This window comes from Pantoea rodasii (assembly GCF_002095465.1).
GTDB lineage: Bacteria > Pseudomonadota > Gammaproteobacteria > Enterobacterales > Enterobacteriaceae > Pantoea > Pantoea rodasii.
This window is the reverse complement of sequence record NZ_MLFP01000005.1, coordinates 50,051-74,823: the sequence shown is the minus strand read 5'-3', so window position 1 is coordinate 74,823 and position 24,773 is coordinate 50,051. Positions and strand designations below refer to the sequence as shown.

Annotated in this window: 20 protein-coding genes and 5 pseudogenes; 14 read left to right on the top strand and 11 right to left on the bottom strand. The window is 54.9% G+C overall.

Annotated features, from left to right (window positions below):
* Positions 1-124: 124 nt before the first annotated feature.
* From cydD to infA, 4 genes and pseudogenes are all read left to right on the top strand, one after another.
* Positions 125-1,893 (top strand): annotated as a pseudogene (gene cydD, locus HA45_RS08630) (heme ABC transporter permease/ATP-binding protein CydD).
* Positions 1,893-3,622 (top strand): annotated as a pseudogene (gene cydC / locus HA45_RS08625) (heme ABC transporter ATP-binding protein/permease CydC). Before cydD ends, cydC begins: the two co-directional pseudogenes overlap by 1 nt.
* Before the next feature lie 33 nt (positions 3,623-3,655).
* Positions 3,656-4,347: pseudogene (gene aat, locus HA45_RS08620) on the top strand (leucyl/phenylalanyl-tRNA--protein transferase).
* 347 nt (positions 4,348-4,694) lie between these two features.
* Complete coding sequence (infA, locus tag HA45_RS08615; protein ID WP_002211347.1) at positions 4,695-4,913, top strand: translation initiation factor IF-1; 219 nt, start codon at positions 4,695-4,697, stop codon at positions 4,911-4,913.
* Between the two features lie 95 nt (positions 4,914-5,008).
* Here infA and clpA read toward each other — a convergent pair whose 3' ends face one another.
* Entirely contained in the window at positions 5,009-7,288 is a 2,280-nt protein-coding gene (clpA, locus tag HA45_RS08610; protein ID WP_100702570.1) for an ATP-dependent Clp protease ATP-binding subunit ClpA, read from the bottom strand.
* Between the two features lie 55 nt (positions 7,289-7,343).
* Positions 7,344-7,664: an ATP-dependent Clp protease adapter ClpS gene (clpS, locus tag HA45_RS08605; RefSeq protein ID WP_100702569.1), complete on the bottom strand. Its 321-nt coding sequence runs from the start codon at positions 7,662-7,664 to the stop codon at positions 7,344-7,346.
* A 322-nt stretch (positions 7,665-7,986) separates the two neighbouring features.
* On the opposite strand from clpS, the gene cspD reads away from it, so the two are divergent.
* The gene (cspD, locus tag HA45_RS08600) at positions 7,987-8,208 is read left to right on the top strand and encodes a cold shock-like protein CspD (RefSeq protein WP_100702568.1); all 222 of its coding nucleotides are present in this window, start codon (positions 7,987-7,989) and stop codon (positions 8,206-8,208) included.
* Positions 8,209-8,297: 89 nt separating this feature from the next.
* Here the strand turns inward: cspD and HA45_RS08595 are convergent, their stop codons facing one another.
* On the bottom strand, positions 8,298-9,938 hold the full coding sequence (locus HA45_RS08595) for an ATP-dependent nuclease (RefSeq protein ID WP_100702567.1): 1,641 nt from the start codon (positions 9,936-9,938) through the stop codon (positions 8,298-8,300).
* Between the two features lie 136 nt (positions 9,939-10,074).
* Here HA45_RS08595 and HA45_RS08590 point away from each other — a divergent pair.
* The 3 genes and pseudogenes from HA45_RS08590 (at position 10,075) to ltaE (ending at position 13,870) form a co-directional block, all read left to right on the top strand.
* Positions 10,075-10,970 (top strand): annotated as a pseudogene (locus HA45_RS08590) (LysO family transporter).
* A gap of 110 nt (positions 10,971-11,080) precedes the next feature.
* On the top strand, positions 11,081-12,802 hold the full coding sequence (gene poxB, locus HA45_RS08585) for a ubiquinone-dependent pyruvate dehydrogenase (RefSeq protein WP_100702565.1): 1,722 nt from the start codon (positions 11,081-11,083) through the stop codon (positions 12,800-12,802).
* A 69-nt stretch (positions 12,803-12,871) separates the two neighbouring features.
* Positions 12,872-13,870 carry a low-specificity L-threonine aldolase gene (ltaE, locus tag HA45_RS08580; RefSeq protein WP_100702564.1) on the top strand — a complete coding sequence of 333 codons (999 nt, stop codon included), beginning with the start codon at positions 12,872-12,874 and terminating at the stop codon, positions 13,868-13,870.
* Here ltaE and HA45_RS08575 read toward each other — a convergent pair.
* From HA45_RS08575 to HA45_RS08565, 3 genes are read right to left on the bottom strand one after another with little or no spacing between them, the layout of a single operon-like run.
* A complete protein-coding gene (locus tag HA45_RS08575; protein WP_128598913.1) occupies positions 13,867-14,112 on the bottom strand; it encodes a hypothetical protein in 246 nt (81 codons plus the stop codon). The genes ltaE and HA45_RS08575 overlap by 4 nt on opposite strands.
* On the bottom strand, positions 14,099-14,887 hold the full coding sequence (locus HA45_RS08570) for an N-acetylmuramoyl-L-alanine amidase (RefSeq protein WP_280174504.1): 789 nt from the start codon (positions 14,885-14,887) through the stop codon (positions 14,099-14,101). The genes HA45_RS08575 and HA45_RS08570 overlap by 14 nt, the downstream gene beginning before the upstream one ends.
* Before the next feature lie 36 nt (positions 14,888-14,923).
* Positions 14,924-15,244: a heavy metal-binding domain-containing protein gene (locus HA45_RS08565; RefSeq protein WP_100702561.1), complete on the bottom strand. Its 321-nt coding sequence runs from the start codon at positions 15,242-15,244 to the stop codon at positions 14,924-14,926.
* A gap of 223 nt (positions 15,245-15,467) precedes the next feature.
* On the opposite strand from HA45_RS08565, the gene HA45_RS08560 reads away from it, so the two are divergent.
* The 6 genes from HA45_RS08560 (at position 15,468) to artJ (HA45_RS08535) (ending at position 19,968) form a co-directional block, all read left to right on the top strand.
* Positions 15,468-16,007, top strand: a complete 540-nt coding sequence (locus HA45_RS08560; RefSeq protein WP_100702560.1) for a lipoprotein — start codon at positions 15,468-15,470, stop codon at positions 16,005-16,007.
* A gap of 239 nt (positions 16,008-16,246) precedes the next feature.
* Positions 16,247-16,975 carry an arginine ABC transporter ATP-binding protein ArtP gene (gene artP / locus HA45_RS08555; RefSeq protein ID WP_100702559.1) on the top strand — a complete coding sequence of 243 codons (729 nt, stop codon included), beginning with the start codon at positions 16,247-16,249 and terminating at the stop codon, positions 16,973-16,975.
* A 15-nt stretch (positions 16,976-16,990) separates the two neighbouring features.
* Positions 16,991-17,722 carry an arginine ABC transporter substrate-binding protein gene (gene artJ / locus HA45_RS08550; RefSeq protein WP_100702558.1) on the top strand — a complete coding sequence of 244 codons (732 nt, stop codon included), beginning with the start codon at positions 16,991-16,993 and terminating at the stop codon, positions 17,720-17,722.
* 6 nt (positions 17,723-17,728) lie between these two features.
* On the top strand, positions 17,729-18,442 hold the full coding sequence (gene artQ, locus HA45_RS08545) for an arginine ABC transporter permease ArtQ (protein WP_100702557.1): 714 nt from the start codon (positions 17,729-17,731) through the stop codon (positions 18,440-18,442).
* Positions 18,443-18,445: 3 nt separating this feature from the next.
* Positions 18,446-19,114, top strand: coding sequence for an arginine ABC transporter permease ArtM (artM, locus tag HA45_RS08540; protein ID WP_100702556.1), 669 nt, complete (start codon positions 18,446-18,448; stop codon positions 19,112-19,114).
* Between the two features lie 122 nt (positions 19,115-19,236).
* Entirely contained in the window at positions 19,237-19,968 is a 732-nt protein-coding gene (artJ, locus tag HA45_RS08535; protein ID WP_100702555.1) for an arginine ABC transporter substrate-binding protein, read from the top strand.
* A 63-nt stretch (positions 19,969-20,031) separates the two neighbouring features.
* Here the strand turns inward: artJ (HA45_RS08535) and rlmC are convergent, their stop codons facing one another.
* The 5 genes and pseudogenes from rlmC to potG all read right to left on the bottom strand — a co-directional run bounded on the left by rlmC (position 20,032) and on the right by potG (position 24,690).
* Positions 20,032-21,168, bottom strand: a complete 1,137-nt coding sequence (gene rlmC, locus HA45_RS08530) for a 23S rRNA (uracil(747)-C(5))-methyltransferase RlmC (RefSeq protein WP_100702554.1) — start codon at positions 21,166-21,168, stop codon at positions 20,032-20,034.
* A gap of 48 nt (positions 21,169-21,216) precedes the next feature.
* Positions 21,217-21,682: pseudogene (locus HA45_RS08525) on the bottom strand (YbjO family protein).
* A gap of 66 nt (positions 21,683-21,748) precedes the next feature.
* Positions 21,749-22,594 carry a putrescine ABC transporter permease PotI gene (gene potI / locus HA45_RS08520; protein WP_100702552.1) on the bottom strand — a complete coding sequence of 282 codons (846 nt, stop codon included), beginning with the start codon at positions 22,592-22,594 and terminating at the stop codon, positions 21,749-21,751.
* On the bottom strand, positions 22,591-23,547 hold the full coding sequence (gene potH / locus HA45_RS08515; protein WP_100702551.1) for a putrescine ABC transporter permease PotH: 957 nt from the start codon (positions 23,545-23,547) through the stop codon (positions 22,591-22,593). Before potH ends, potI begins: the two co-directional genes overlap by 4 nt.
* A gap of 9 nt (positions 23,548-23,556) precedes the next feature.
* The gene (gene potG / locus HA45_RS08510; RefSeq protein ID WP_157811640.1) at positions 23,557-24,690 is read right to left on the bottom strand and encodes a putrescine ABC transporter ATP-binding subunit PotG; all 1,134 of its coding nucleotides are present in this window, start codon (positions 24,688-24,690) and stop codon (positions 23,557-23,559) included.
* Between the last annotated feature and the right edge of the window lie 83 nt (positions 24,691-24,773).

Sequence of the window (24,773 nt, the reverse complement as noted above, 5' to 3'; positions counted from 1 at the left end):
TTGCTAATAGGCGACCTGTTTTGGTCGCCTTTTTTATTGCCTGCATGCTAAAGTTCATGCGCTTAATATCTCCGGACACTTTATCCGGTTTTGCCTCTCTCCATCAGTGATCAAACGGCTTCGCATGGAAAAATCACGGCAGCAACATCTTCTCCGCTGGCTTCGACAGCAACGACTTCACGGCGGGCATGCATTGCGTGCAGCCTCTCTGTTCGGCTTTGCCGGCGCATTGGTGATTATTGCCCAGGCGTGGTTACTGGCATCGCTACTTCAAAATCTGATTGTCGCGCAACAACCGCGCGGCACATTATTAACCGATTTTATGCTGCTGTTGCTGTGCTTTGTACTGCGCGCCGGGCTGCACTATGCGCGTGAGATGGCAGGTTACCGCGCGGGCGTGACGATACGTCGCGCGTTGCGCAAACAGGTACTGGATCGACTTAACGAGTTGGGGCCAGCCTGGATTCAGGGCAAACCTGCGGGGAGTTGGGCGACCTTACTTTTAGAGCAAATCGAAGAGATGCAGGAGTATTACGCACGTTATTTGCCACAAATGTCATTAGCGGCGTTTATCCCGTGCGCCATCCTGGTTGCCATCTTCCCGGTGAACTGGGCTGCCGGCTTGATTCTGCTGGCTACCGCACCGCTGATTCCACTGTTTATGGCGATGGTTGGCATGGGAGCCGCCGAGGCAAATCGTCGAAACTTTCTGGCACTGGCTCGTTTGAGCGGTGATTTTTATGATCGATTGCGTGGCCGAGAAACATTACGTTTGTTCCATCGCGCGGCCGCTGAACAGCAAGCCGTCGCCGCCAGTACCACCGATTTCCGTCAGCGCACCATGGAAGTTCTGCGCCTGGCGTTTCTCTCTTCAGCTGTGCTGGAATTCTTCGCTTCACTGGCGATTGCCGTGGTCGCAGTCTATTTCGGCTTTTCGTATCTTGGCGAACTCAACTTTGGCCATTACGGTACTGGCGTAACCCTGTTTGCCGGATTCCTCGCGCTCATCTTAGCCCCCGAATTTTTCCAGCCGCTGCGCGATCTTGGCACTTTCTATCACGCCAAAGCGCAAGCCGTAGGCGGTGCAGATGCATTGGAGCGCTTCCTGACTGAGAGTCCGGATATCTCCGCACCTTCACCCAACTCTACGATGCGCTTTGACACGCCCCTGAGCCTTGAAGCACACGAGTTGGTAGTCCTCTCGCCCAAGGGTGACCTGTTATCCCAGCCGCTGAATTTTACCCTTGCGGCAGGCCAGCGTGTGGCCCTGGTGGGTCAAAGTGGCGCGGGGAAATCGGCATTGATGAATGTGCTGCTCGGTTTCCTGCCCTACCAGGGATCGTTACGCGTCAATGGCTATGAGCTACGGGATTTAAGCCGAGATAACTGGCAGCAGCATCTGGCATGGGTTGGCCAAAACCCGCACTTGCCGGCAGCCACGCTGCGAGAAAATTTACTGCTCGATAATAAGGCCAATGAGGAAATGCTGCAGCGTGCGTTGCAGCAAGCCAGAGTGGATGAGTTTTAACACGTATGCCACAAGGCCTGGATACGCCTCTCGGCGATGGCGCATTTGGCCTGTCGGTTGGCCAGGCACAGCGCGTGGCCGTGGCGCGCGCACTATTGAAACCCGCGCAGTTGCTGTTGCTGGATGAACCGGGTTCAGGACTGGACAGCCAAAGTGAACAGCATGTGATGCGCGCGCTCAATCAGGCGGCAACACAGCAAACCACCTTAATGATTACCCACCAGCTTGATGAACTCTCTCGTTGGGATGAGGTGTGGGTAATGCAGTCGGGACAATTGGTACAGCAAGGACACTGGCAACAGCTGGTGGCTCAGGATGGACCATTGCGTGCCATGGCTAAGCATCGCCAGCAGGAGATTGTCTGATGAGAGATTTATGGCCGTTTCTGCGCCTGTTTAGCCGCCACCCCTGGCGTTTAGGGCTGGGTATTATCCTTGCCGTCGCTACCCTGCTGGCCAGCATTGGCTTGCTGACGCTATCTGGTTGGTTCCTGGCCGCGTCCTCATTGGCCGGCGTGGCTGGGCTGTACAGCTTTAACTATATGCTGCCTCCCGCAGGGGTGCGTGGTGCGGCGATCATCCGCACTGCATCGCGTTACTTTGAGCGTTTAGTCAGTCACGATGCCACCTTCAGGGTGTTGCAGCATCTGCGGGTGTTCACCTTCGGCAAGCTGATCGCTTTGGCACCCGAACAACTGGCGCGCTTCCGCCAGGGTGAACTCCTCAATCGCTTCGTCAGTGATGTTGATACGCTGGACCACCTTTATCTGCGGGTGATCTCACCGCTGATTGGGGCCGCCGTGGTGATCGTTGTGGTCACCTGCGGATTAGCGATGTTGGATATGCCACTGGCGCTAATGCTCGGCGGGATCATGCTGCTGACGCTCTTGCTGATGCCGCCACTCTTCTGGCGACTGGGAACCACAGCCGGCCAGCAAATTTCGCAGCATCAGGCCAGCTGGCGTTTGCAACTCACACAATGGATTACCGGGCTTGGCGAACTGCAGATTTATGGCGCAGCGGCATTATGGCGCCATAAGCTGGATGCCGGAGAAATCGCCTGGCAGCAGGCGCAGCAGCGTCAACATCGCCTGCAAGCCTGGCGCAGAGCCTGCTGCTGTTAATTAGCGGGACAACCGTGGTCATGCTCCTTTGGCTATCAGCCTCTGGCGTGGGGGCAAACAGTTCACCCGGCGCGTTTATCGCAATCTTTGTGTTCTGTGGTCTGGCCGCATTTGAAGCACTGGCCCCGGTGGCGGGCGCATTTCTGCCTCTGGCTCAGGTGACCGGCGCGGCACAGCGTGTACAAGAGATCATTGAGCAAGAACCGCTTATCCATTTTAACCCCCTCCTCACTCCTTCCAGTTCAGGCATCAGTTTAAAGCTGGATAATCTCACGTTTAGCTACCCGCAACGCCCGGAGCCGGTATTACGCCACTTTTCACTTGAACTCCAACAGGGCGAACATCTGGCGCTGCTCGGCCCCACCGGCTGTGGTAAATCAAGCCTGCTGTCATTAATCACGCGCGGCTGGGAGCCGCAGCAGGGTGAAATCTGGCTCAATAACACTCCCCTCGCTGAGTGGGATGAAACCAGCCTGCGTCAACGCATTAGCGTGGTCACTCAGCGCGTACATCTGTTTAGTCAGACGCTACGCGATAATTTGCTACTGGCGTGTCCATCGGCCAGTGACGAACAGTTGAGTAGCGCATTGCATCAGGTGGGGCTCTCCCATTTAGCTGAACATGATGAAGGGCTCAATGCCTGGATGGGAGAAGGTGGTCGCCCGTTGTCCGGTGGTGAACTGCGTCGCCTCGCCATTGCACGGGCGCTGCTGCATAACGGCGATTTATGGTTGCTGGATGAACCCACCGAAGGGCTTGATGCCACCACCGAACAGCAAATACTGACGTTGTTGCGTGAGGTGAGTCGTGGAAAAACGATGATCATGGTGACGCATCGATTGAGTGGCCTGGCGGCGATGGATCGTATTTGCGTATTGGATCAGGGACAGATTAGCGAATCCGGCACCCACGCCGAATTAATCTCAAAAGCAGGACGCTATTGGCGTTTCCACCAGCGCTTTGCGCTATAGTCTTAGCGAACAGCCCGAAGGGTAATTGACGCAATGAGACTGGTACAACTTTCACGGGATTCGCTTAACTTTCCCCCGCCGGAGATGGCGCTACGCGAGCCCAACGGACTGCTGGCGATGGGGGAGATCTCTCCCCTGCCCGCCTGATGAATGCCTATCAGCGTGGCATTTTTCCGTGGTTCTCACCCGGCGATCCCATTCTGTGGTGGTCGCCCGATCCTCGCGCCGTGATGTTACCCGAGTCGTTCCACCTCAGTCGCAGCATGGCGCGTTTTCATCGCCGTTCGCCCTATCGTGTGACGATGAATCATGCTTTCCCGCAGGTGCTGGAAGGATGCGCCAGCGGCAGGCAGGAAGGCACCTGGATCACCTTCGAAGTGAAGCGTGCCTGGTTGCGTTTATACGAACTGGGCCACGCGCATTCAATTGAAGTCTGGAGCGATCATCGACTGGTGGGCGGCATGTACGGCTTAGCGCTCGGGCAGATTTTTTGTGGTGAGTCGATGTTTAGTCGTCAGGAGAATGCGTCGAAAACCGCGCTATGGGTGTTCTCTCAGCACTTCCTCGTCCATCAAGGGCGTTTGATTGATTGCCAGGTGCTGAACCCCCACACCGCGTCACTCGGGGCACTGGAAATCCCGCGTGTCGATTATTTACAGTATGTGCAAACACTGGCGTGGCAACCCGTTTTGAGCGGTTGCTGGCAAACACAAACCCTTTTTTGACCATCCCCGCAGATGTTTTGCACACAATTCCCGACAAAAGTGATACAATAAGCGAGTTTGGTATGTCGTCCGCGCTTCGCTGTGGCGAGCCGGAATTGCCAGGTTGGGAATCTCATCCATTTCCCGAAGCTGTCACAGTGATGCACTCGATGCAGATTGCGACAGATTCTTAGCCCGCTAATCCCCCGCAGACGTCAATAAACACCCGAATTTTTCCGTAATGCACGCGCAATGGCGCGACGCACGGCGAAGCGTTGGCAAAATCACCAACGGTTCTTTACATAAATCATGGAATTCGGCATTATCTTGCCGGTTCAACAGTTTGGTAGTTCACCCCAGAGGATTCGATGGCCAAAGAAGACAATATTGAAATGCAAGGTACCGTACTGGATACGTTACCTAACACCATGTTCCGCGTAGAACTTGAAAACGGGCACGTGGTTACCGCTCATATCTCCGGTAAAATGCGCAAAAACTACATCCGCATCCTGACGGGCGACAAAGTGACTGTCGAGTTGACCCCGTACGACCTGAGCAAAGGCCGCATTGTCTTCCGTAGTCGCTAAGTTGTTGCCCACATCTCGCGTTTGTGGCAAGTAACTGAGCGCGAAAAAAAAGGCCGGATTCGCATCCGGCCTTTTCTTATCTACGACTCAGCACATCAGTGCACAGTCCCTTCGGTTTTACGTTTTTCCGCACTCAGGAAGTGGTAGGTCAGCTGGTTTTTCTCTTTATCCAGCGCCACCGAGACTGATCCGCCATCCACTAATGAACCAAACAGCAGCTCGTTAGCCAACGGTTTCTTCAGGTTTTCCTGAACGGCACGCGCCATTGGACGGGCACCCATCGCTTTGTCATAGCCTTTATCTGCCAGCCAGTCACGGGCATCGTCACTCACTTCCAGTGACACGCCTTTCGCATCCAACTGCGCCTGCAACTCCACGATGAACTTATCAACGACCTGATGAATCACCGTGGTATCCAGGTGACGGAACCAGATAATGTTGTCGAGACGGTTACGGAACTCTGGCGTAAAGATCTTTTTGATCTCTTCCATTGCATCAGTGCTGTTGTCCTGATGAATCAGACCAATCGATTTACGCTCAGTTTCACGCACCCCGGCGTTGGTGGTCATCACCACCACCACATTACGGAAGTCCGCTTTACGGCCATTGTTATCGGTCAGCATGCCGTTATCCATCACCTGCAGCAGCAGGTTAAAGACATCCGGGTGCGCTTTCTCGATTTCATCCAGCAGCACGACCGCATGCGGATGCTTGATCACTGCATCAGTGAGTAAACCGCCCTGGTCGAAGCCCACATAGCCTGGAGGCGCACCAATCAAACGACTGACGGTGTGACGCTCCATATACTCGGACATATCAAAACGCAGCAGTTCAATGCCCAGTGCTTTCGCCAGCTGAACGGTGACTTCCGTTTTACCAACACCGGTCGGCCCAGCAAACAGGAATGAACCCACCGGTTTACGATCCTGACCCAGACCAGCGCGACTCATTTTGATTGCTTCAGTCAGCGCTTCAATCGCGTTGTCCTGACCGAACACCAGCATTTTCAGACGGTCACCGAGGTTTTTCAGCGTATCGCGATCGGTTGCCGACACGCTCTGCTCAGGAATACGTGCAATACGCGCCACCACCGTTTCGATGTCTGAAACGTTGACGGTTTTCTTGCGCTTACTCACTGGCACCAGACGCGCACGCGCACCGGCCTCGTCAATGACGTCAATGGCCTTATCCGGCAAGTGACGATCGTTGATGTATTTCACCGCCAGCTCAACCGCAGCACGCACCGCTTTCGCGGTATAACGCACATCGTGGTGCGCTTCGTATTTCGGTTTCAGGCCGTTAAGGATCTGCACCGTCTCTTCAACAGAAGGCTCGGTGATATCTATCTTCTGGAAACGACGCGCCAGCGCACGGTCCTTCTCAAAGATATTGCTGAACTCCTGATAAGTGGTAGAACCCATCACGCGGATTTTCCCACCGGAGAGCAACGGCTTGATCAGGTTAGCCGCATCCACCTGGCCACCAGACGCCGCACCCGCACCAATAATGGTGTGGATCTCGTCGATGAACAGAATGCTGCTGGTGTCTTGTTCAAGCTGTTTCAACAGCGCTTTAAAACGTTTTTCAAAATCACCACGGTACTTGGTACCGGCAAGCAGCGAACCGATGTCGAGTGAGTAGATGGTGCAATCCTTCATCACTTCCGGCACGTCACCCTGCACAATACGCCAGGCCAGCCCTTCCGCGATGGCGGTTTTACCGACGCCCGATTCACCCACCAACAGCGGGTTATTCTTACGACGACGGCACAATACCTGAATGGCACGCTCCAGCTCTTTATCGCGGCCGATCAGCGGATCGATTCCGCCGACACGAGCAAGCTGATTAAGATTGGTGGTGAAGTTTTCCATACGTTCCTCCCCGCCTGCTTGCTCTTCGTTAACCGGATTCTCCGCATTGTTCTGCGGCTGGCCCGGTTCGTCTTTACGCGTACCATGGGAGATAAAGTTCACCACATCAAGGCGGCTCACTTCGTGTTTGCGCAGCAGATAAGCCGCTTGCGACTCCTGCTCGCTAAAGATGGCAACCAACACGTTCGCACCCGCAACTTCGCTGCGACCGGATGACTGGACATGGAATACCGCACGCTGCAACACGCGCTGGAAGCTGAGCGTCGGTTGCGTATCGCGCTCTTCTTCACTGGCCGGCAGCACCGGAGTGGTTTGTTCGATGAAGGCTTCGAGTTCCTGACGCAGAGCCACGATATCTACCGTACAGGCTTCCAATGCCTCTCTGGCCGACGGGTTGCTAAGCAATGCCAGCAACAGATGCTCGACGGTCATAAACTCATGACGGTGCTCGCGCGCTCTGGCGAAAGCCATGTTTAAACTGAGTTCCAGTTCTTGATTGAGCATTTGGCACCTCCCCCAATTATCGCTCTGACGACCTTTCCCCTATATGGAGACGGGCTCAGGCTTTTTCTAGCGTACACAGCAACGGATGTTCATTATCTCGTGCGTAATTGTTCACCTGGACGACTTTGGTTTCCGCCACTTCTGCAGTGAATACACCACAGATCGCCTTTCCATGGTAGTGAACTTTCAACATCAGCTGCGTTGCACGTTCAATATCATAAGAAAAGAACTTTTGCAGAACGTCAATAACAAATTCCATAGGTGTATAATCGTCATTATTCAGAATGACTTTATACATCGAAGGCGGCTTTAACCCTTCGCGTACTTTATCTTCGGCTAAATGTTCAAAATTAAGCCAGTCGTTTGTGTTTGCCATAATGTTCCGTAGAAATTCTGCGTTACGATTGTGCGCATTTCTGCGCCCATTCCTAAGTTTAACATGTCTGTCAAGCCACCTTTCCTCAAAGAAAAAACGGGTCTAAAAGCACATGCGCGACCTGTATCACAAAATTTGCAATAGCGTTAACTGCCTCAAATTTTGATGAATTTCTCCCCATGCGTCAGGGCCGTTTGCTTGACGATAAGGACCGTTTCTCTACATTCTACTTACACAAGCTGATTGAGTTTTAAACAAACTCGACTCACAGCTTCAATGACCTCACCTACTGTTCAAAATGTCTTGCGAGGGAAGTAAAAGCATGGAGACGGGTACTGTTAAATGGTTCAACAACGCCAAGGGCTTCGGCTTTATCTGTCCGATTGGCGGCGGCGAGGATATCTTCGCGCACTACTCCACGATTCAGATGGAGGGATACAGAACGCTGAAGGCCGGCCAGCAGGTTCAGTTCGATGTCCATGAAGGGCCAAAAGGCAATCACGCCAGCTTGATTGTGCCCTGTGAAGTCGCGCAAGTCGCCTGACACGCGCCTCTTCATTCATTCTGACCACTCCCGAAAAAAATGCCAGCCGCAGATGCTGGCATTTTTCTTTTGCGAATTTAACCCATCACTCAATCTGCCCGACCGCGCGCCAACCACATCACGCGAGCAAACAGCTGATCCAACAGCGGCGGAATAGCCTCCGGCCCACGCTCAGCGGCGGCCATCGCTACCGCAATCGCCAGCTCAGGTTTCGAGCTGTGTTGAATCGCTTTACTAATAATACGCCGCGCATTCATCGGCACGTTTAACGGCAGGTGCGCCACCTCATGATAAACATCGCGGAATCCTTGCTTATAAAGAAAATGCTCGATATCAGGTGCCGGGAACTGCGTGAGATGATCGCCTTCCTGTTCATGCGCTTGCAGCTGGCTGCGCGCGCCCGCAGCATATTTATTGCCCGCTTCGTCACCGTCTGTCAGCACGTGCCAGGCAATACCCATGCGCCGTGCAAATTTCAACAGCGGTTTCAGACCCGATTGAGCGAACTCGATCACTTTGACCCCTTCCGCCGCAAAGTGATAGCCACGTTGCCGCGCCAGCTCATTGATAATCCACACTTCAGTTTCGCCCTCGACCAGTAACCAGCAGCGGGCAAACAGTGCTGAGGGGCGATTCACGCGGATGTGGAAACCAATGCGCCGGCTCTCCTCGGCGCTCAACCCTTCCGGACCAATACGCCATGCCGCAACGCGCGTGGGTTCTCGCACCAGACGACAAATATTCTCCAGCGGCACCTGTGACAACAGTTCACCCGAATTGGTGGTGGTGACTTTCTGCAGCGGCATCAAGTCCAACAAATTCCACGCCACCGACAGCATGATGGGATGCAACCGCGTTTCCGGATCTTCCACCAGCAACAATGGATGTGCCCCCGCAGGCAATGCTTCATTGCCGTGCGCCTGAATCAGCAGCGAGAACATGCGCAGCAGAATCACCTGACGGCTACGCGATTCGGTCCCCGCAATCAGATGATTGAGTTTATCTAGCGAACGCCAGCCCTGAGAGCCATCACGCCTTTCTGGCGCCATACGCGCCGCGCTGCTGCCCGGTTGCTGCACGAGGAAATAGTGTTCCAGCAGTTGCTGCATGGTGTGCAGACCCTGCCGCAACAACTCATCGCTAAGCGTTTGTGGGCGTATCACTAAATCACGCGTCAACTTTTCAACTTCCTGCGTCAGCTCACTCAACGTGGAGGCCCGACGCTCGCCATCGGGCTCACTGTGTCGCCCTCGCCGACCAAAGCGTGCATCGCGCAGTCGTAGCACCGGATAGTAGGCACGCAGATGCGCCAGCGCCGCCTCCGTGCCCTCCATCGGTAACACATCGCCATGCTGATCGATAAAACGCCAGGTGGTTTTCACGCCACGTTCATTTCGTCGTGCTCGGGTACTAAAACGGATAAAACGCCCATGCTCTTCCCGCTGCCAGAAGGGTTGCAACACGGCAAGATCATCGTCTTCCTGCGCGCGAAAGCGAAACACCAGCTGCAACTGGCGCAGGCGTGCATCCAGTTCTCCAGGCGGGAAATGAAAATCCTTTTCAGTAAACTGATAAGGTTCGGCAGCGGGTGCCAGGATTAAGGTTAACGCGTCCAGCAGACTGGACTTACCCCAGGCATTTTCGCCAATCAGCAGGTTGGTCTCGGTCAACGGCAATGACAGCTGGTTGATACCGCGAAACCCGGTAATGTCGATGTGTTCCAGAATCATCTTTCTATCCCTTCGCTGTTTTGCCTGAGCATGGTTTGCGCCGTTAAGTTGGTCAAGTTATCGGCAGGGGGAAAAGGTTTACACTTCAAGTGTTTTTCGCTAGCGTGACGGCCCCCACCACGGATGGAATCTCACTATGTATGGCTTAATCATTATTTTACTGCCGCTGATTTTCGGCTATTTGCTGCACATCAGGCGTGCCAATTTGCTGCACGGCGTAGCCGCATGCTTAGCGCGTTGGTGTATATCATTCTGTTCTTTATGGGCACCAGCCTGGCATTTCTGGACAATCTCAGCACGAATTTGCTGACCATCTTCCACACCGCTTTGATCAGCATGCTGTGCATTCTGGCCTGTTCACTGCTGGCCTTTTGGCTGTTGGAAAAGCGCGTGCCGTGGCATCACACGCACAAGCAACAGGCCCTGCCTTCTCGTCTGCATATGGCATTGGAATCACTCAAGTTGTGCGGTTCTGTGTTAGGGGGATTTCTGCTGGGATTGAGCCAGTGGTCACCGCTGCGTCACGCCTCGACAGTGAGCGAATATGCCCTGATGCTGATGTTGTTTTTAGTGGGCATTCAGTTGCGCAGCAGCGGCATGTCGTTACGTCAGATCACGCTTAACCGTCGCGGCATGCTGGTGGCTGCGGTGTCACTGTGCAGCGCCCTCATCGGTGGCATGCTGGCGGCGCTGTGGCTCGATTTGCCGATCAAAACCGGTCTGGCCCTCGCCAGCGGCTTCGGTTGGTACTCGCTGTCCGGCATCCTGATGACCGAATCCTTTGGCCCGGTGATCGGCAGTGCGGCCTTTTTCAACGACCTGCTGCGGGAGTTAATCACCATCATGCTGATCCCACTGCTGATCAGCCGTCAGCGCAGCATGACGCTGGGCCTGAGCGGCGCCACGTCGATGGATTTCACCTTGCCCATTCTGCAGCGGACCGGCGGCATGGAGATTGTTCCGGCGGCGATTGTGCACGGTTTTATCATGAGCCTGCTGGCACCGATCCTGATCGCGCTGTTTTCCGCCTGAGCGTACAGCGCATTTTTTCACGGCTGCGCACGCATTCCATCGTCTACGCTTTCTGACTGACACGTTTCCGCCATCAGGATGGATGGCCTAACACCAGAAAGGAGCGAACGATGAAGCAAACTGTGGCAGCGCTGCTGGCCAAAACCCTTGAAAGTGCCGGTGTGAAACGCATTTGGGGCGTCACCGGCGATTCTCTTAATGGGCTGAGTGACAGCCTCAATCGCATGGGGACCATCGAATGGATGCCGACCCGGCATGAAGAAGTGGCAGCCTTTGCAGCCGGTGCCGAAGCGCAAATCAGCGGTGAACTGGCGGTGTGTGCCGGTTCCTGCGGTCCAGGCAACCTGCATCTGATTAACGGTCTGTTTGACTGCCATCGCAACCATGTACCGGTGCTGGCGATTGCCGCACATATTCCTTCCAGTGAAATCGGCAGCGGTTACTTCCAGGAAACCCATCCGCAAGAACTGTTTCGTGAGTGCAGCCACTATTGTGAGCTGGTGTCTAACCCGGAACAGCTGCCGCAGGTGCTGGGCATTGCGATGCGTAAAGCGATCCTCAATCGCGGCGTGTCAGTGATCGTCATCCCCGGCGATGTGGCATTGAAACCCGCACCCGAAGGCGCGCGCAGCGAGTGGTATCCACCGCAATTGCCGCATATCGTGCCCAACGCCAGCGAAATTGCTCGCCTGGCCGAGACGCTTAATGAGGCGAAAAATATCACGCTGATGTGCGGTAGCGGCTGCGCAGGTGCTCACGCTGAAGTGGTAAAACTGGCTGAAACGCTGAAAGCGCCGGTAGTGCATGCCATGCGCGGCAAAGAACACATTGAGTATGACAATCCCTACGATGTCGGGATGACCGGCCTGATAGGCTTCTCCTCGGGCTATCACGCCATGATGAACGCCGACACCTTAGTGTTGTTGGGCACGCAGTTCCCGTATCGGGCGTTCTATCCTGCTGACGCAAAAATTATCCAAATTGATATTAACCCTGCCAGTCTGGGTTCCCACAGCCACGTAGATATGGCGCTGGTGGGCGACATTAAAGCCACGTTACAGGCGCTGCAGCCCCAGCTCAGCAGCAAGAATGACCGTCACCACCTCGACAGCGCGCTTGAGCATTATGTCGATGCCCGCAAAGGCCTCGATGACCTGGCCACGGCCAATGACAAGCAGGCGATTCATCCACAGTATCTGGCGCAGCAAATCAGCCATTATGCCGCCGATGATGCCATTTTTACCTGCGACGTCGGTACACCGACCGTTTGGGCCGCGCGCTATCTCAAGATGAATGGCAAACGTCGTCTGATCGGCTCGTTTAATCACGGTTCGATGGCCAACGCCATGCCGCAAGCGTTGGGCGCCCAGGCGCTTGATAAGCAGCGCCAGGTTGTAGCGCTGTGTGGTGATGGTGGATTCAGCATGTTAATGGGCGATTTTATCTCCGTCGCCCAACTGAAATTGCCGGTCAAACTGGTGATTTTTAACAACAGCGTCCTCGGTTTCGTGGCGATGGAAATGAAAGCCGGTGGCTATCTGACCGATGGAACTGACCTGGAAAACCCGGATTTCGCCGCAATTGCCACAGCCTGTGGCATTAAGGGCATGCGCGTTGAAAAAGCCTCGGAGCTTAATAGCGTGCTTGAGCAGGCGATTGCCCATGATGGCCCAGTGCTGATTGATGCCATCACTGCCAAAGAAGAATTGTCGATGCCGCCGCAGATCAAAGCGGAACAAGCCAAAGGATTCAGCCTGTATATGCTGCGCGCCATTCTCAATGGGCGAGGCGATGAGATTGTTGAACTGGCGAAAACCAACTGGCTGAGGTAAAACGGATAACCCTGCCAGATTAATAACAACGCGGGCGCTCAGCCCGCTTTTTTGTTTCAGGAGAGCAATGTGATCGATTTACGCAGTGATACCGTAACCCGCCCAAGTGCCGCCATGCTGGATGCGATGATGGCCGCCGAAACTGGCGATGATGTCTATCGCGATGATCCCACTGTCCATGCCCTTGAAGTCGAAGCCGCGCGTTTGAGCGGGAAAGCGGATGCGCTGTTCTTCCCCACCGGAACCCAAGCCAACCTGGTTGCGCTGTTGTGCCACTGCCAGCGCGGCGATGAGTATATTGTTGGTCAGCAGGCGCATAATTATAAATACGAAGCCGGCGGTGCGGCGGTGCTGGGCAGCATCCAGCCACAGCCGATTTCACATGCTGAAGATGGCTCGCTGCCGCTGACCGATATCATTGCGGCCATTAAGCCGGATGACATCCACTTCGCCCGTACGCGCCTGCTGAGCCTGGAGAACACCCATCACGGCAAAGTGCTGCCGCTCAGCTATCTGGAGCAAGCATGGAACCTGACGCGCGAACGCAAACTGGCACTGCACATTGATGGCGCACGCATTTTCAACGCGGTGGTGGCGCAAAATGTTGAGCTGAAAGATATCGCCCAATTCTGCGATACGCTGACCATTTGTCTGTCCAAAGGGCTGGGCACACCGGTGGGTTCACTGTTGTGTGGTGATGAAGCCTACATTGAGCAGGCGCGTCGCTGGCGCAAGATGACCGGCGGCGGCATGCGTCAGGCGGGGATTCTGGCGGCAGCGGGTCTGTATGCGCTGAAGCACAACGTCACGCGCCTGAAAGAGGATCATGACAATGCCGCATGGCTGGCTGAACAGCTCAGCGCCATTGGTGTTGAGGTACTGAATCAGCACACCAATATGCTGTTTGTGAAAGTACCGGCGGATCAGGTTGACGCACTGAAAAGCTGGATGCACTCCGGCGATGTGCTGATGAGCGTGGGCCCGGTGACGCGTATTGCCACCCATCTCGATGTCAGCCGTCAGGACTTACAACGTCTGGTTGCTCACTGGCAGGCGTTTCTGGCTTAACAGAGCGCAGGTTGCCTTGCTGGGACGGCCTTCGGGCCGTCCATAAGCTCACCAACGCGCGCCCCAACTTCAGCCGCACCGTATTTCGCCAATAGCGCCCGAGCTATCGCCAGCATTTCTGCATCGGCGATGTCATACACCGGCTCTTCACTGCCTGCGCCGTATTTCGCCAGCAGCGTCCGAGCTATCGCCAGCATTTCTGCATCGGCGATGTCATACACCATCTCATCACTGCGCCGCACCGTATTTCGCCAGCAGCGCCTGAGCTATCGCCAGCGTTTCTGCATCGGCGATGCCTCGATAATCCCGCGCACGGAAGTGCATCTGAAACGCCGCAATCAGCTTACGCTGCATTTGTGGGGTATCGGCAGCAGCCACGTCATAGCCATAACGCTGGAGCGCCCCCAGCAGTTCGGCCTGATCGATGGGAGCATCAGCAGCGCGCCCATTGAGATAGCGCTGCACCGTGGCGTGATCGGGCCATGCGCCCAACCCTTGTTCGGCCAACTGCTGCCACGGGAATAGTGGGCCAGGATCCTGTTTACGCTGCGGCGCAATGTCGCTGTGCCCCACCAGATTTTCAGGCGTGATGGCATAACGCTGCGTGATATCTTTCACCAGCGCCACCAACACGCTGATTTGCGCTGGCGTAAACGGCTGCCACTCCACACCAGTTAATGTCCGCGTGTAGCCACGATTGACGATCTCAATGCCGATTGAGGTGTCATTGATGCGCGTCGCGCCGCGCCAAAAGCTGGGTCCGGCATGCCACGCCAGTTCGCTCTCCGGCACCAGTTGCCAAATTACGCCCTGACCGCTTTTCTGCGCGGGCTGCTGCGGGATTAAATAGTGGGCACTGACTTCACGATCGGTCAGCGTCGCCAGCGAGGAAGGCAAATCCTCGGCGGTATAGTGGATCACCACCACTTTAATGCGAGGCCGCGCGCCCTGCGCCGGATGTGCCGTATCCACCCAGTAGCCGTGGCGCGGCTCAACAGACGACTGACAGGCACTCAATAAAAAACGCCAGCGCCAGCAGAACAGCAAGGCGCATCAGCGAATAATCACTGCGGTACCGGTGACGCTCACCATCAGCATGCTGCTGTCTTTGCCCACGGTTTCATAATCGATGTCGATGCCGACAACCGCATTTGCGCCCAGCGCTTTAGCCTGCTCTTCCAGTTCCTCAAAGGCGATCTGCCGTGCTTTGCGCAGCTCCTTTTCATAAGCACCGGAACGGCCGCCAACGATATCGCGAATACCGGCGAAGAAATCACGGAAAATATTGGCCCCGAGAATCGCTTCACCGGTAACCACACCGCAATATTCAGTGATGCTGTGCCCTTCTAACGTGGGCGTGGTGGAAAATTTCATCGCGGTCTCCTTGTTTGAGTGAGGTCAATTTGTACCCTCAATAATTCAAGAGGCAGGAAGGCGGCAAACAAGTGACTCCCGATGAGCTTACTCCGGTAAGTGATTCGGGCGAATGCGTGCGGCCGACGCACCTGCATGACGGGTACAGCTCGTACGGCGTAAAAGCAAGACTATACTCTATGTTAAAAATGGCGCTTTGCCAGTGAACAATAAGGAAATCGAGATGAGAAACAATGCCTTTGCGCTGCTTGTTCCCGCTGCGTTGCTGCTGAGTGCCTGTACCACCGTTGAACCGGTGATCAAGGATAACGGACCGCGCACTGCCAGTTGTGTCGATGGCGGTCCAGACAGCGTCGCCCAGCAGTTTTACGATTTACGCATTAGCCAGCCCACTCAGGGGTTACCTAATAGCAGCACCCTGGCAAAATATCGCCCTTACCTGAGCGATCGCCTGTATCAAAAACTGCTGAGTGCCAGCTCGCAGAGCAGTAAGCCTGCCTCGTGGAGCCAGGGCGATCTGTTCTCCAGCCTTGCTCAGGGCCCAACCTCCGCGGATGTTGCCAGCGCCTCAACCATCCCGAACCGCGATGCACGCAATATCCCGCTACGGGTAGCGTTGAACCGCGAGGGTAAAAGCTGGCACGACGAAGTGTTGATGATTAAGGAAGGGACCTGCTGGGCCGTGGATGATATTCGCTACGTCGGCGAAGTGCCGCACGCCGGGGGTGGATCGCTCAGCCAACTGTTGGAAGAGAAGAAATAACCGCTCACTTTTACAACACTCAGTTTCAAACTTAAGCGCGCCGCATCTTTGCGGCGTTTTTTGTTAATTTTTTCTCATCCCCTTGTTGCGGCTGGGCCCTTTTCGGCCTTGAACTGCCCGATATTGTGCTACGCTTTTGGGACTTCACTGCTGTTTAATAAATTTTAACCCACCACATTTGCATAACTATTCTGGTGACGTTAAGATTCGCGGCACTAATTACTATTCATATTTTGCGCATGAGTATTCAACTAAACGCCATTAACTGTTTTTACGGTGCCCATCAGGCACTGTTCGATATCAACCTGGCATGTCCGCAGGGAGAGACGCTGGTGTTGCTCGGGCCGAGTGGCGCGGGTAAAAGTTCGCTCCTGCGCGTCCTCAATCTGCTGGAGCAGCCGCGTTCCGGTAGCCTGCAGATTGCCGGAAACCATTTTGACTTCAGCAAAGCGCCGTCAGATAACGCGATCCGTGAACTACGTCAAAACGTGGGCATGGTGTTTCAGCAATACAATCTGTGGCCGCATCTCACCGTGGTGCAGAACCTGATTGAAGCGCCGTGTCGCGTGCTCGGTCTTAGCAAAGAAGCCGCGCGTGCACGTGCCGATAAATTGCTGGATCGCCTGCGCCTGACGCAATTTGCCGATCGATTCCCGCTGCACCTCTCTGGTGGCCAGCAACAGCGCGTGGCGATTGCCCGAGCGCTGATGATGGAGCCGCAGGTGCTGTTATTTGACGAACCTACCGCCGCACTCGATCCCGAAATCACCGCGCAGATCGTCAGCATCATTCGTGAGCTGGCGCAGACGCAGATCACTCAGGTGATTGTCACCCATGAAGTTGAAGTGGCGCGTAAAACCGCCAGCCGTGTGGTGTACATGGAGAACGGTCATATCGTTGAGCAAGGCGATGCCAGCCACTTTACACAGCCGCAAACCGAAGCGTTTGCACATTATCTATCGCACTAAGTCAGGATGCATCTAATGAAAAAAGTCGTACTTGCTGCACTGCTTGCCAGTCTGAGCCTGAGCGCTTCTGCTGCGCAGACCCTGCGTTTTGCCACCGAAGCGTCCTATCCTCCGTTTGAGTTTGTCGACTCTGACAACAAGATTCAGGGCTTCGATGTCGATCTGGCCAATGCGCTGTGTAAAGAGATCGATGCGACCTGTACTTTCACCAACCAGGCATTTGATAGCCTGATCCCCAGCCTTAAATTCCGTCGTTTTGACGCGGTGATGGCGGGTATGGACATCACGCCAGAGCGTGAAAAGCAGGTGCTGTTCTCTAAGCCTTACTACGACAACTCTGCCATTTTCATTGCGCAGAAAGGCAAACTGGCTGATGTCAGCGCGTTGAAAGGCAAGCGTGTCGGCGTGCAGAACGGCACTACGCATCAGAAATACCTGTCTGACAAACACAGCGACATCACCGTTGTGCCTTATGACAGCTATCAGAATGCGGTGTTGGATCTGAAAAATGGCCGCATCGATGCGGTATTCGGTGACACGGCGGTGGTAAACGAGTGGCTGAAGCAGAATGCCAATCTCGCCCCACTGGGTGAAAAAGTCACGGATAAAGATTACTTCGGTACCGGTTTGGGTATCGCGGTCCGTCAGGGCAATACCGATCTGCAGGGCAAGTTCAACACCGCACTGGAGAAGATCAAAGCTGACGGCACCTACAAAACCATCTACAACAAATGGTTCCAGCAGTAATTCCTGATGAATGAAATGATCCCACTCGCAAGCGCCGCCGGCATGACCGTCGGCCTTGCTGTTTGTGCACTGATCGCCGGCCTTGTGCTGGCGATGATTTTTGCTGGCTGGGAAACCGTGCGCTGGAAGCCGCTGGCATGGGTTGGTACCGTGCTGGTGACGCTGATTCGCGGCTTGCCTGAAATTCTGGTGGTGCTGTTTATCTATTTCGGCGCGTCGCAGCTATTGCTGACGCTCTCTGACGGCTTCCACATCAACTTCGGCCTGTTCAGCATTCCGGTGCAGGTACAGATTGAAAACTTCGATGTCAGCCCATTCCTGTGCGGCGTAATTGCCTTAGCGATGCTCTATTCCGCCTATGCTTCACAAACACTGCGCGGCGCGTTGAAAGCGGTGCCGGTCGGTCAGTGGGAATCCGGTCAGGCATTAGGCATGAAGAAATCGGTGATTTTCTTCCGCCTGATCATGCCGCAGATGTGGCGTCATGCCCTGCCGGGTCTTGGCAACCAGTGGCTGGTGCTGCTGAAGGATACCGCGCTGGTGTCGTTGATTAGCGTGAATGATTTGATGCAGCAGACCAAAAGCATTGCTACGCGCACGCAGGAACCGTTCACCTGGTATCTGGTGGCGGCGGCTATTTACCTGATAATTACGCTGTTCAGTCAGGCGGTGCTGCGCCGTATTGAATCGCGCACCACGCGTTTCGAGCGAGGGGCCTGACGCATGCTGGAATACTTACCCGAACTGCTCAAAGGGCTGCACACCAGTCTGACCTTGACGGTGGCATCACTGATTGCCGCACTGGTATTGGCGCTACTGTGTACCATCGTGCTCTCCCTGAAAGTCCCGGTGCTGAACTGGCTGGTGAAAGGCTATATCACGGTGTTCACCGGCACGCCGCTGCTGGTGCAAATCTTCCTGATTTATTATGGCCCCGGCCAGTTTCCCAGCATTCAGAACGTGCCGTGGTTATGGCATCTGCTGTCGCAGCCCTGGCTATGTGCGCTGCTCGCGCTGTCGCTTAACAGCGCGGCTTACACCACGCAGTTGTTCTACGGTGCAGTACGCGCCATTCCGTCCGGGCAATGGCAGTCTTGCGCCGCTCTGGGCATGAACCGTAAAGATACCCTGCGCATTTTGCTGCCGTATGCATTTAAACGCGCCCTCTCCTCTTACTCCAATGAAGTCGTATTGGTATTTAAGAGCACCTCGCTGGCGTACACCATTACGCTGATGGAGGTTATGGGGCATGGGCAGATGCTGTATGGACGCACTTACGATGTCACGGTGTATGCGGCGGCTGGCCTGATTTATCTGGTGGTGAACGGTTTACTGACGCTGATGATGCGCCTGATCGAGAAACGGGCACTGGCGTTTGAACAACGGAATTAATTTCAAACGGCGCGCTTCGGTGCGCCTCATTCAAATTTTTAATCATATTTATTGCATATAAATTCATTTACTGGCATCGTGTAACCCGTTCCATCTCTGGCATGGTTTACAGGAGTTATATAATGAAAAAATGGATTGTTGCAGCTGCGCTTGCAACACTGGCAATGAATGCTTATGCGGCGGAAAAAATCCGCTTCGCCTCTTCTGCGACCTATCCCCCGTTTGAATCCCTCGACCACGACAACCAAATCGTTGGCTTCGATATCGATCTGGCGAAAGCGTTATGCCAGCAAATGAAAGCGGATTGCACCTTCAACAATAACGCGTTTGACAGCCTTATCCCCTCGCTGAAATTCCGTCGTTATGATGCGGTCATCTCTGGCATGGATATCACCGCCGAGCGCAGCAAACAGGTCGATTTCACTCAGCCATACTACGCTAACTCCGCGATTGTGATTGCGCACAAAGGTCAGTTCAGTGACTTCAGCCAGCTAAAAGGGAAGCGCGTTGGCGTGGAAAATGGCACCACGCATCAGAAATACCTGCTGGAGAAGCATCCAGAGGTGATCGCCGTAGCCTATGACAGCTACCAGAACGCGATTCTCGATCTGAAAAATGGTCGCCTGAACGGCGTGTTTGGCGATAGCGCGGTCGTGAATCAGTGGCTGAAGGCCAACGACGATCTTAGCGCGGTGGGCGAGCACATCACCGATACCGAATACTTTGGCACCGGATTGGGCATTGCGGTTCGTAAGGGCAATGCAACGCTGCTGAAAGAGATGAATGACGCGCTGGTGGCCCTGAAAGCCGATGGCACCTGGCAGCAAATCAATCAGAAGTGGTTCCCGGAATAAGCATTATGGAGCGGCGTGGCGTGCAACCTGACAGGTTCTGCATGTCCTCAGTTCAGGCGGCGGCTACGCGGCTCCACCCTTCTTAATCAGTAACGTCAGCACTTCAAAGTGTGCAGTGTGCGGGAACATATCAAACAGCTGGACGCGGCTCACCGCATAATCCGCCAGACGCGCAATGTCCTGCGCCATCGTGCTGGGATTACAGCTCGAATAGAGAATGTAGTCCGGCGCCATCTCACTAAGATAAGCACACAGCTCAGCACCAATACCGCGACGTGGCGGATTAACCAATACCAGTTGTGGCACCTGCTCACGCGAGGTGGCGAACTGAGTAGAATCCAGCGCGGCGAAACTTACCTTATCAAGCCCTAACTGTTTTGCAGACTGCTGTGCACAAGCAATCGCTTCCGCACTGATCTCAATACCGGTCAGCTGCATCTCAGGCGTGGCGCAGTGCAAGCCGAAGCCACCCACACCGCAGAACAGATCCCACATACTGGTCACCGGCAGCTCTGCTACCCAATCACGCGCGGTGGCATACAAATCAGCGGCGACCTGCGGGTTGGTCTGAAAGAAACTTTGCGGACGAATGTAAAGTGGCACCTGATTGAAACGCTCGGCCAGCGCCTGATCCGGCGTCAAAGCAATCTCTTCATCCCCTTCCAGAATCGCCATATGCACCGGTTGGATATTGGTGGAAATCACTGTCAGCTGCGGCAACTGCTGCTGCAACCACGGTAAGGCTGCACGCAGTTGCTCCAGCTTGCTGGTGGAACGCAGCACAAAGCGCAGCATCATGCCGCCTTGCGAACTCTCGGTGAGTAACAGGAATTTCAGCTCGCCGCGTTTTCGCGCCACGTTGTAGGGTGTCAATCCAGCGCGGGCAATAAAGGGTTTCAGCACCTCGAATACTGGCGCGAAGCTGGCGGGATACAGCGGGCAATCGCACAGATCAATCGGTTCGCCATCACGTGCCAGCATGCCGAAAATCGGCCGCTCAACGCTGCCGCTCACCACCATTTTGGCTTTATTGCGAAACCCTTGTTGCGCAGACGTCACTGGCGATAAATATTCAGCCACGGGCATCTGTGCCAGCAACTGCTCAAGCAATGATTGCTTATCACTGAGCTGTTGCGGATAGGGTTTTTCCAGCCACTGACATGAACGACAGCGACCGGCATCATAAAGCGCGCAATGCATGGTGAGGCCTGTATTGAAAATCGGGAGAAAAATCGGGGGCAGATTGTATCACCGGGCGCGGAAAAAAGCGCGACTGCTGGCCGGTACAAACAGCAGCAGTAACACCAGCACATCCGGCACTTTCTGCAGCAACGTGTGGTGAATAATTTCCGCGTTGGTCTCTCCGGGAATACTGAAGATCTCGGGGTAGATCCAACCCACTGACGCCATCAGCATATAAGCCAGCACAATCACTTGCGTGACGACATAACCCCAGCGACCGCGATTGTTGCCACGCATCAGGGTAAACGCGCAGCGCAGTTCAAAACAGAAAAATCAGCTGGCTGGCGATAAAAATCAGGGTGGAGTCCCAGGCTTGCGCACTACGATGGACAAAATTGGCGATTTCATCGTACCCCAGCTCATTGGCCAGCATCAGCACGCTGAGACAGCGGGTGGCAATGATAGCAATACCTGCCACCGTTACCGCTGCGGGCGTTGAAGATAACATTGAGGGTTTAAAGGTTTCCGACATCGACCAGGCTCCATAAGAAAAGGCTGGCAACGCCAGCCTTGCTTATAGTGGCAAATGTTACGAGTTTCAGCCACGTTTAGCTTTCTGAATATCGCGTAAACGTTGCTTTTCTTCGTGCGCCATAAAGCGCCAGGCGATAAATCCAACCAATCCGACCACAAACAGAATCAATGAGGCTAACGCATTGATCTCTGGATTGACGCCGCGTCGCACGGTGGCAAAGATCGCCATCGGCAGCGTAGTCGCTCCTGGACCGGTAACGAAGCTGGAAATCACCAGATCGTCCAGCGACAGCGTAAAGGCCAGCAGCCAGCCGGTCACAATCGCTGGCGCGATCATTGGCACGGTAATCACGAAGAACACTTTTAACGGTGTCGCGCCAAGATCCATCGCCGCTTCTTCAATTGAGCGATCCAGCTCGCGCAAGCGGGAGTTGATCACCACCGCCACATACGCGGTACAGAAAGTCACGTGCGCCAGCCAGATGGTGAGCATGCCACGATCGCTCGGCCAGCCAAAGGTGTTACCCATCGCCACAAACAGCAGCAGCAGTGACAACCCGGTGATCACATCCGGCATCACCAGCGGTGCGGTGAGCATAAACGCAAAACCGCTGTGCCCACGGAAACGGCCAAAGCGCACGATGATCACCGCCGCCATCGTGCCGAGCACCACCGCCATGGTGGCGGAGAGCGCGGCGATGGTCAGGCTGAGACCAACGGCATCCAGCATCGCATCGTCCTGGAACAGCACTTTGTACCAGTGGAACGAGAAGCTCTCCCACACGGTCACCAGTTGCGAGCTGTTAAAGGAGTAAACCACCAGCAGCAGCATCGGCGCGTACAAGAACATAAAGCATGCGACCAAAATCGCCGTACGCCACGGAGAGCGAATGGTCGGTAACTGATTCATTCCTGCTCTCCCAAATCGCGGTTTTGATGCTTGTGGAACCAGATGATCGGCAGAATCAAAATCAACAGGATGATCACCGCCAGCGCTGAGGCTACCGGCCAGTCACGGTTATTGAAGAACTCTTGCCACAGGATACGGCCAATCATGATGCTGTCCGGGCCTCCCAACAATTCAGGGATCACGTATTCCCCCACCGCCGGGATAAACACCAGCATCGAACCAGCAATAATGCCGCCTTTGGTCAGTGGCACAATCACATTAAAGAAGGTTTTCAGCGGACGCGCGCCCAGATCCAGCGACGCTTCCACCAGCGAGTAATCGATGCGGGTTAACGCGGTATAGATTGGCAACACCATAAACGGCAGATAGCAATAAACAATACCGATATACACCGCGGTATTGGTGTAAAGGATCACCAGAGGATGGTCGATGACACCCAGCCACATCAGGAAGCGGTTGAGAATGCCGTTGTTGTTCAGCAAGCCCATCCACGCATAGACGCGCACCAGGAACGATGTCCACGATGGCAGAATCACCAGCAACAGCAGAATGGTGCGCATCGAAGGCTTACTGTGTGCCACTGCCCACGCCAGCGGATAACCTATCAGCAAACAGATTACCGTGGAGATCCCCGCCACTTTCAACGAAGTGAGATAGGCTTCGGCATACAACGGATCGTCAGTGAGCGTGATGTAGTTATCGAGATTCAGCACCAGATTGAGCTGGTCATCGGCCCAGGTAACCAAATCGGTGTATGGCGGAATGGCGCGCGCAATATCGGCGAAACTGATCTTCAGCACGATCAGGAACGGCAGCAAAAACAGCAGGATCAGCCACAGATACGGCAAGGCGATCACCAGCTTGCGGCCATGCAGCATTTTCATGCGCGTGCCCCAGCGCTGCAACGGTGTACCCACCACTTCAGGTTCGCTGCGTTGAGAAATCTGGCTCATTACGCCTCCTTAAACCGTCAGAACCACACAGCTATCGGCTTCCCAACACAGGCGAACTTCATCACCCCATGTTGGCGCACCTTTGCGATAGCGATGGGCATTCTGCAATTGCGCACTGATCATCTGACCGCTGCGCAGGCGAACGTGATAAATCGACAGGTCACCGAGATAAGCGATATGCACCACTTCACCCACGGCAAAGTTGCAGCCATCTGCCGGGACGTCTTCGCACAGCATCACTTTCTCAGGACGCAGTGCAACGTGCACCGGCACGTTATCGATAATGGACACATCGGTCTGCACTTTTAGCGGATGCACCAGGCCCGGCGCATCAATCACCACGCCATCTTCCGCACGCTCACGCAACAGGCCATCAAACACGTTGACCGAGCCAATAAATTCGGCGCTGTAACGGCTGGTGGGATGCTCGTAAATCTCTTCTGGCTCACCAATCTGCACGAACTTGCCACGGTTCATGATGGCAATACGGCCGGCCATGGTCATGGCTTCTTCCTGGTCGTGCGTCACCATCACGCAGGTCGCGCCGACGCGCTCCAGAATATCCACCACTTCATGCTGCATGCGGTCGCGCAGTTTCTTATCCAGCGCGCCCATCGGTTCATCCAGCAGCAGCAGTTTAGGGCGTTTCGCCAGGCTACGCGCCAGCGCCACTCGCTGACGCTGGCCGCCAGAAAGCTGATGCGGCTTACGCTTAGCAAACTCTTGCATGTGCACCAGCGTCAGCATCTCAGCCACGCGGCTGCTGATTTCGCCTTTCGGCAATTTATCCTGCTTCAGTCCAAAGGCGATGTTCTGTTCCACCGTCATGTGCGGGAACAGCGCGTAAGACTGGAACATCATATTGATCGGGCGCTGATATGGCGGAACGTGCGACAGGTCTTGCCCATCCAGCACAATCTGCCCGCTGGTCGGTGGCTCAAAGCCCGCCAGCATGCGCAGCAAGGTCGATTTACCGCAGCCGGATGCACCGAGCAGGGCAAAAATCTCGCCTTTATAAATGGTCAGGCTGACATCATCCACGGCGTGCTGGCCGTCAAAAGATTTGGTCAGGTTGCGAATTTCCAGCAGCGGCGTTAACGCCTTAGCCGTTTTATTTGGGGGGCGGGGAATCGCGTCGTTCACTAACATTTCTCCGGCGCTAAGCGGGGTAGCGCGGCACAACCAGCCGCTGAAATGGCACAACAGAGGCCATCACCGCGCCTCTG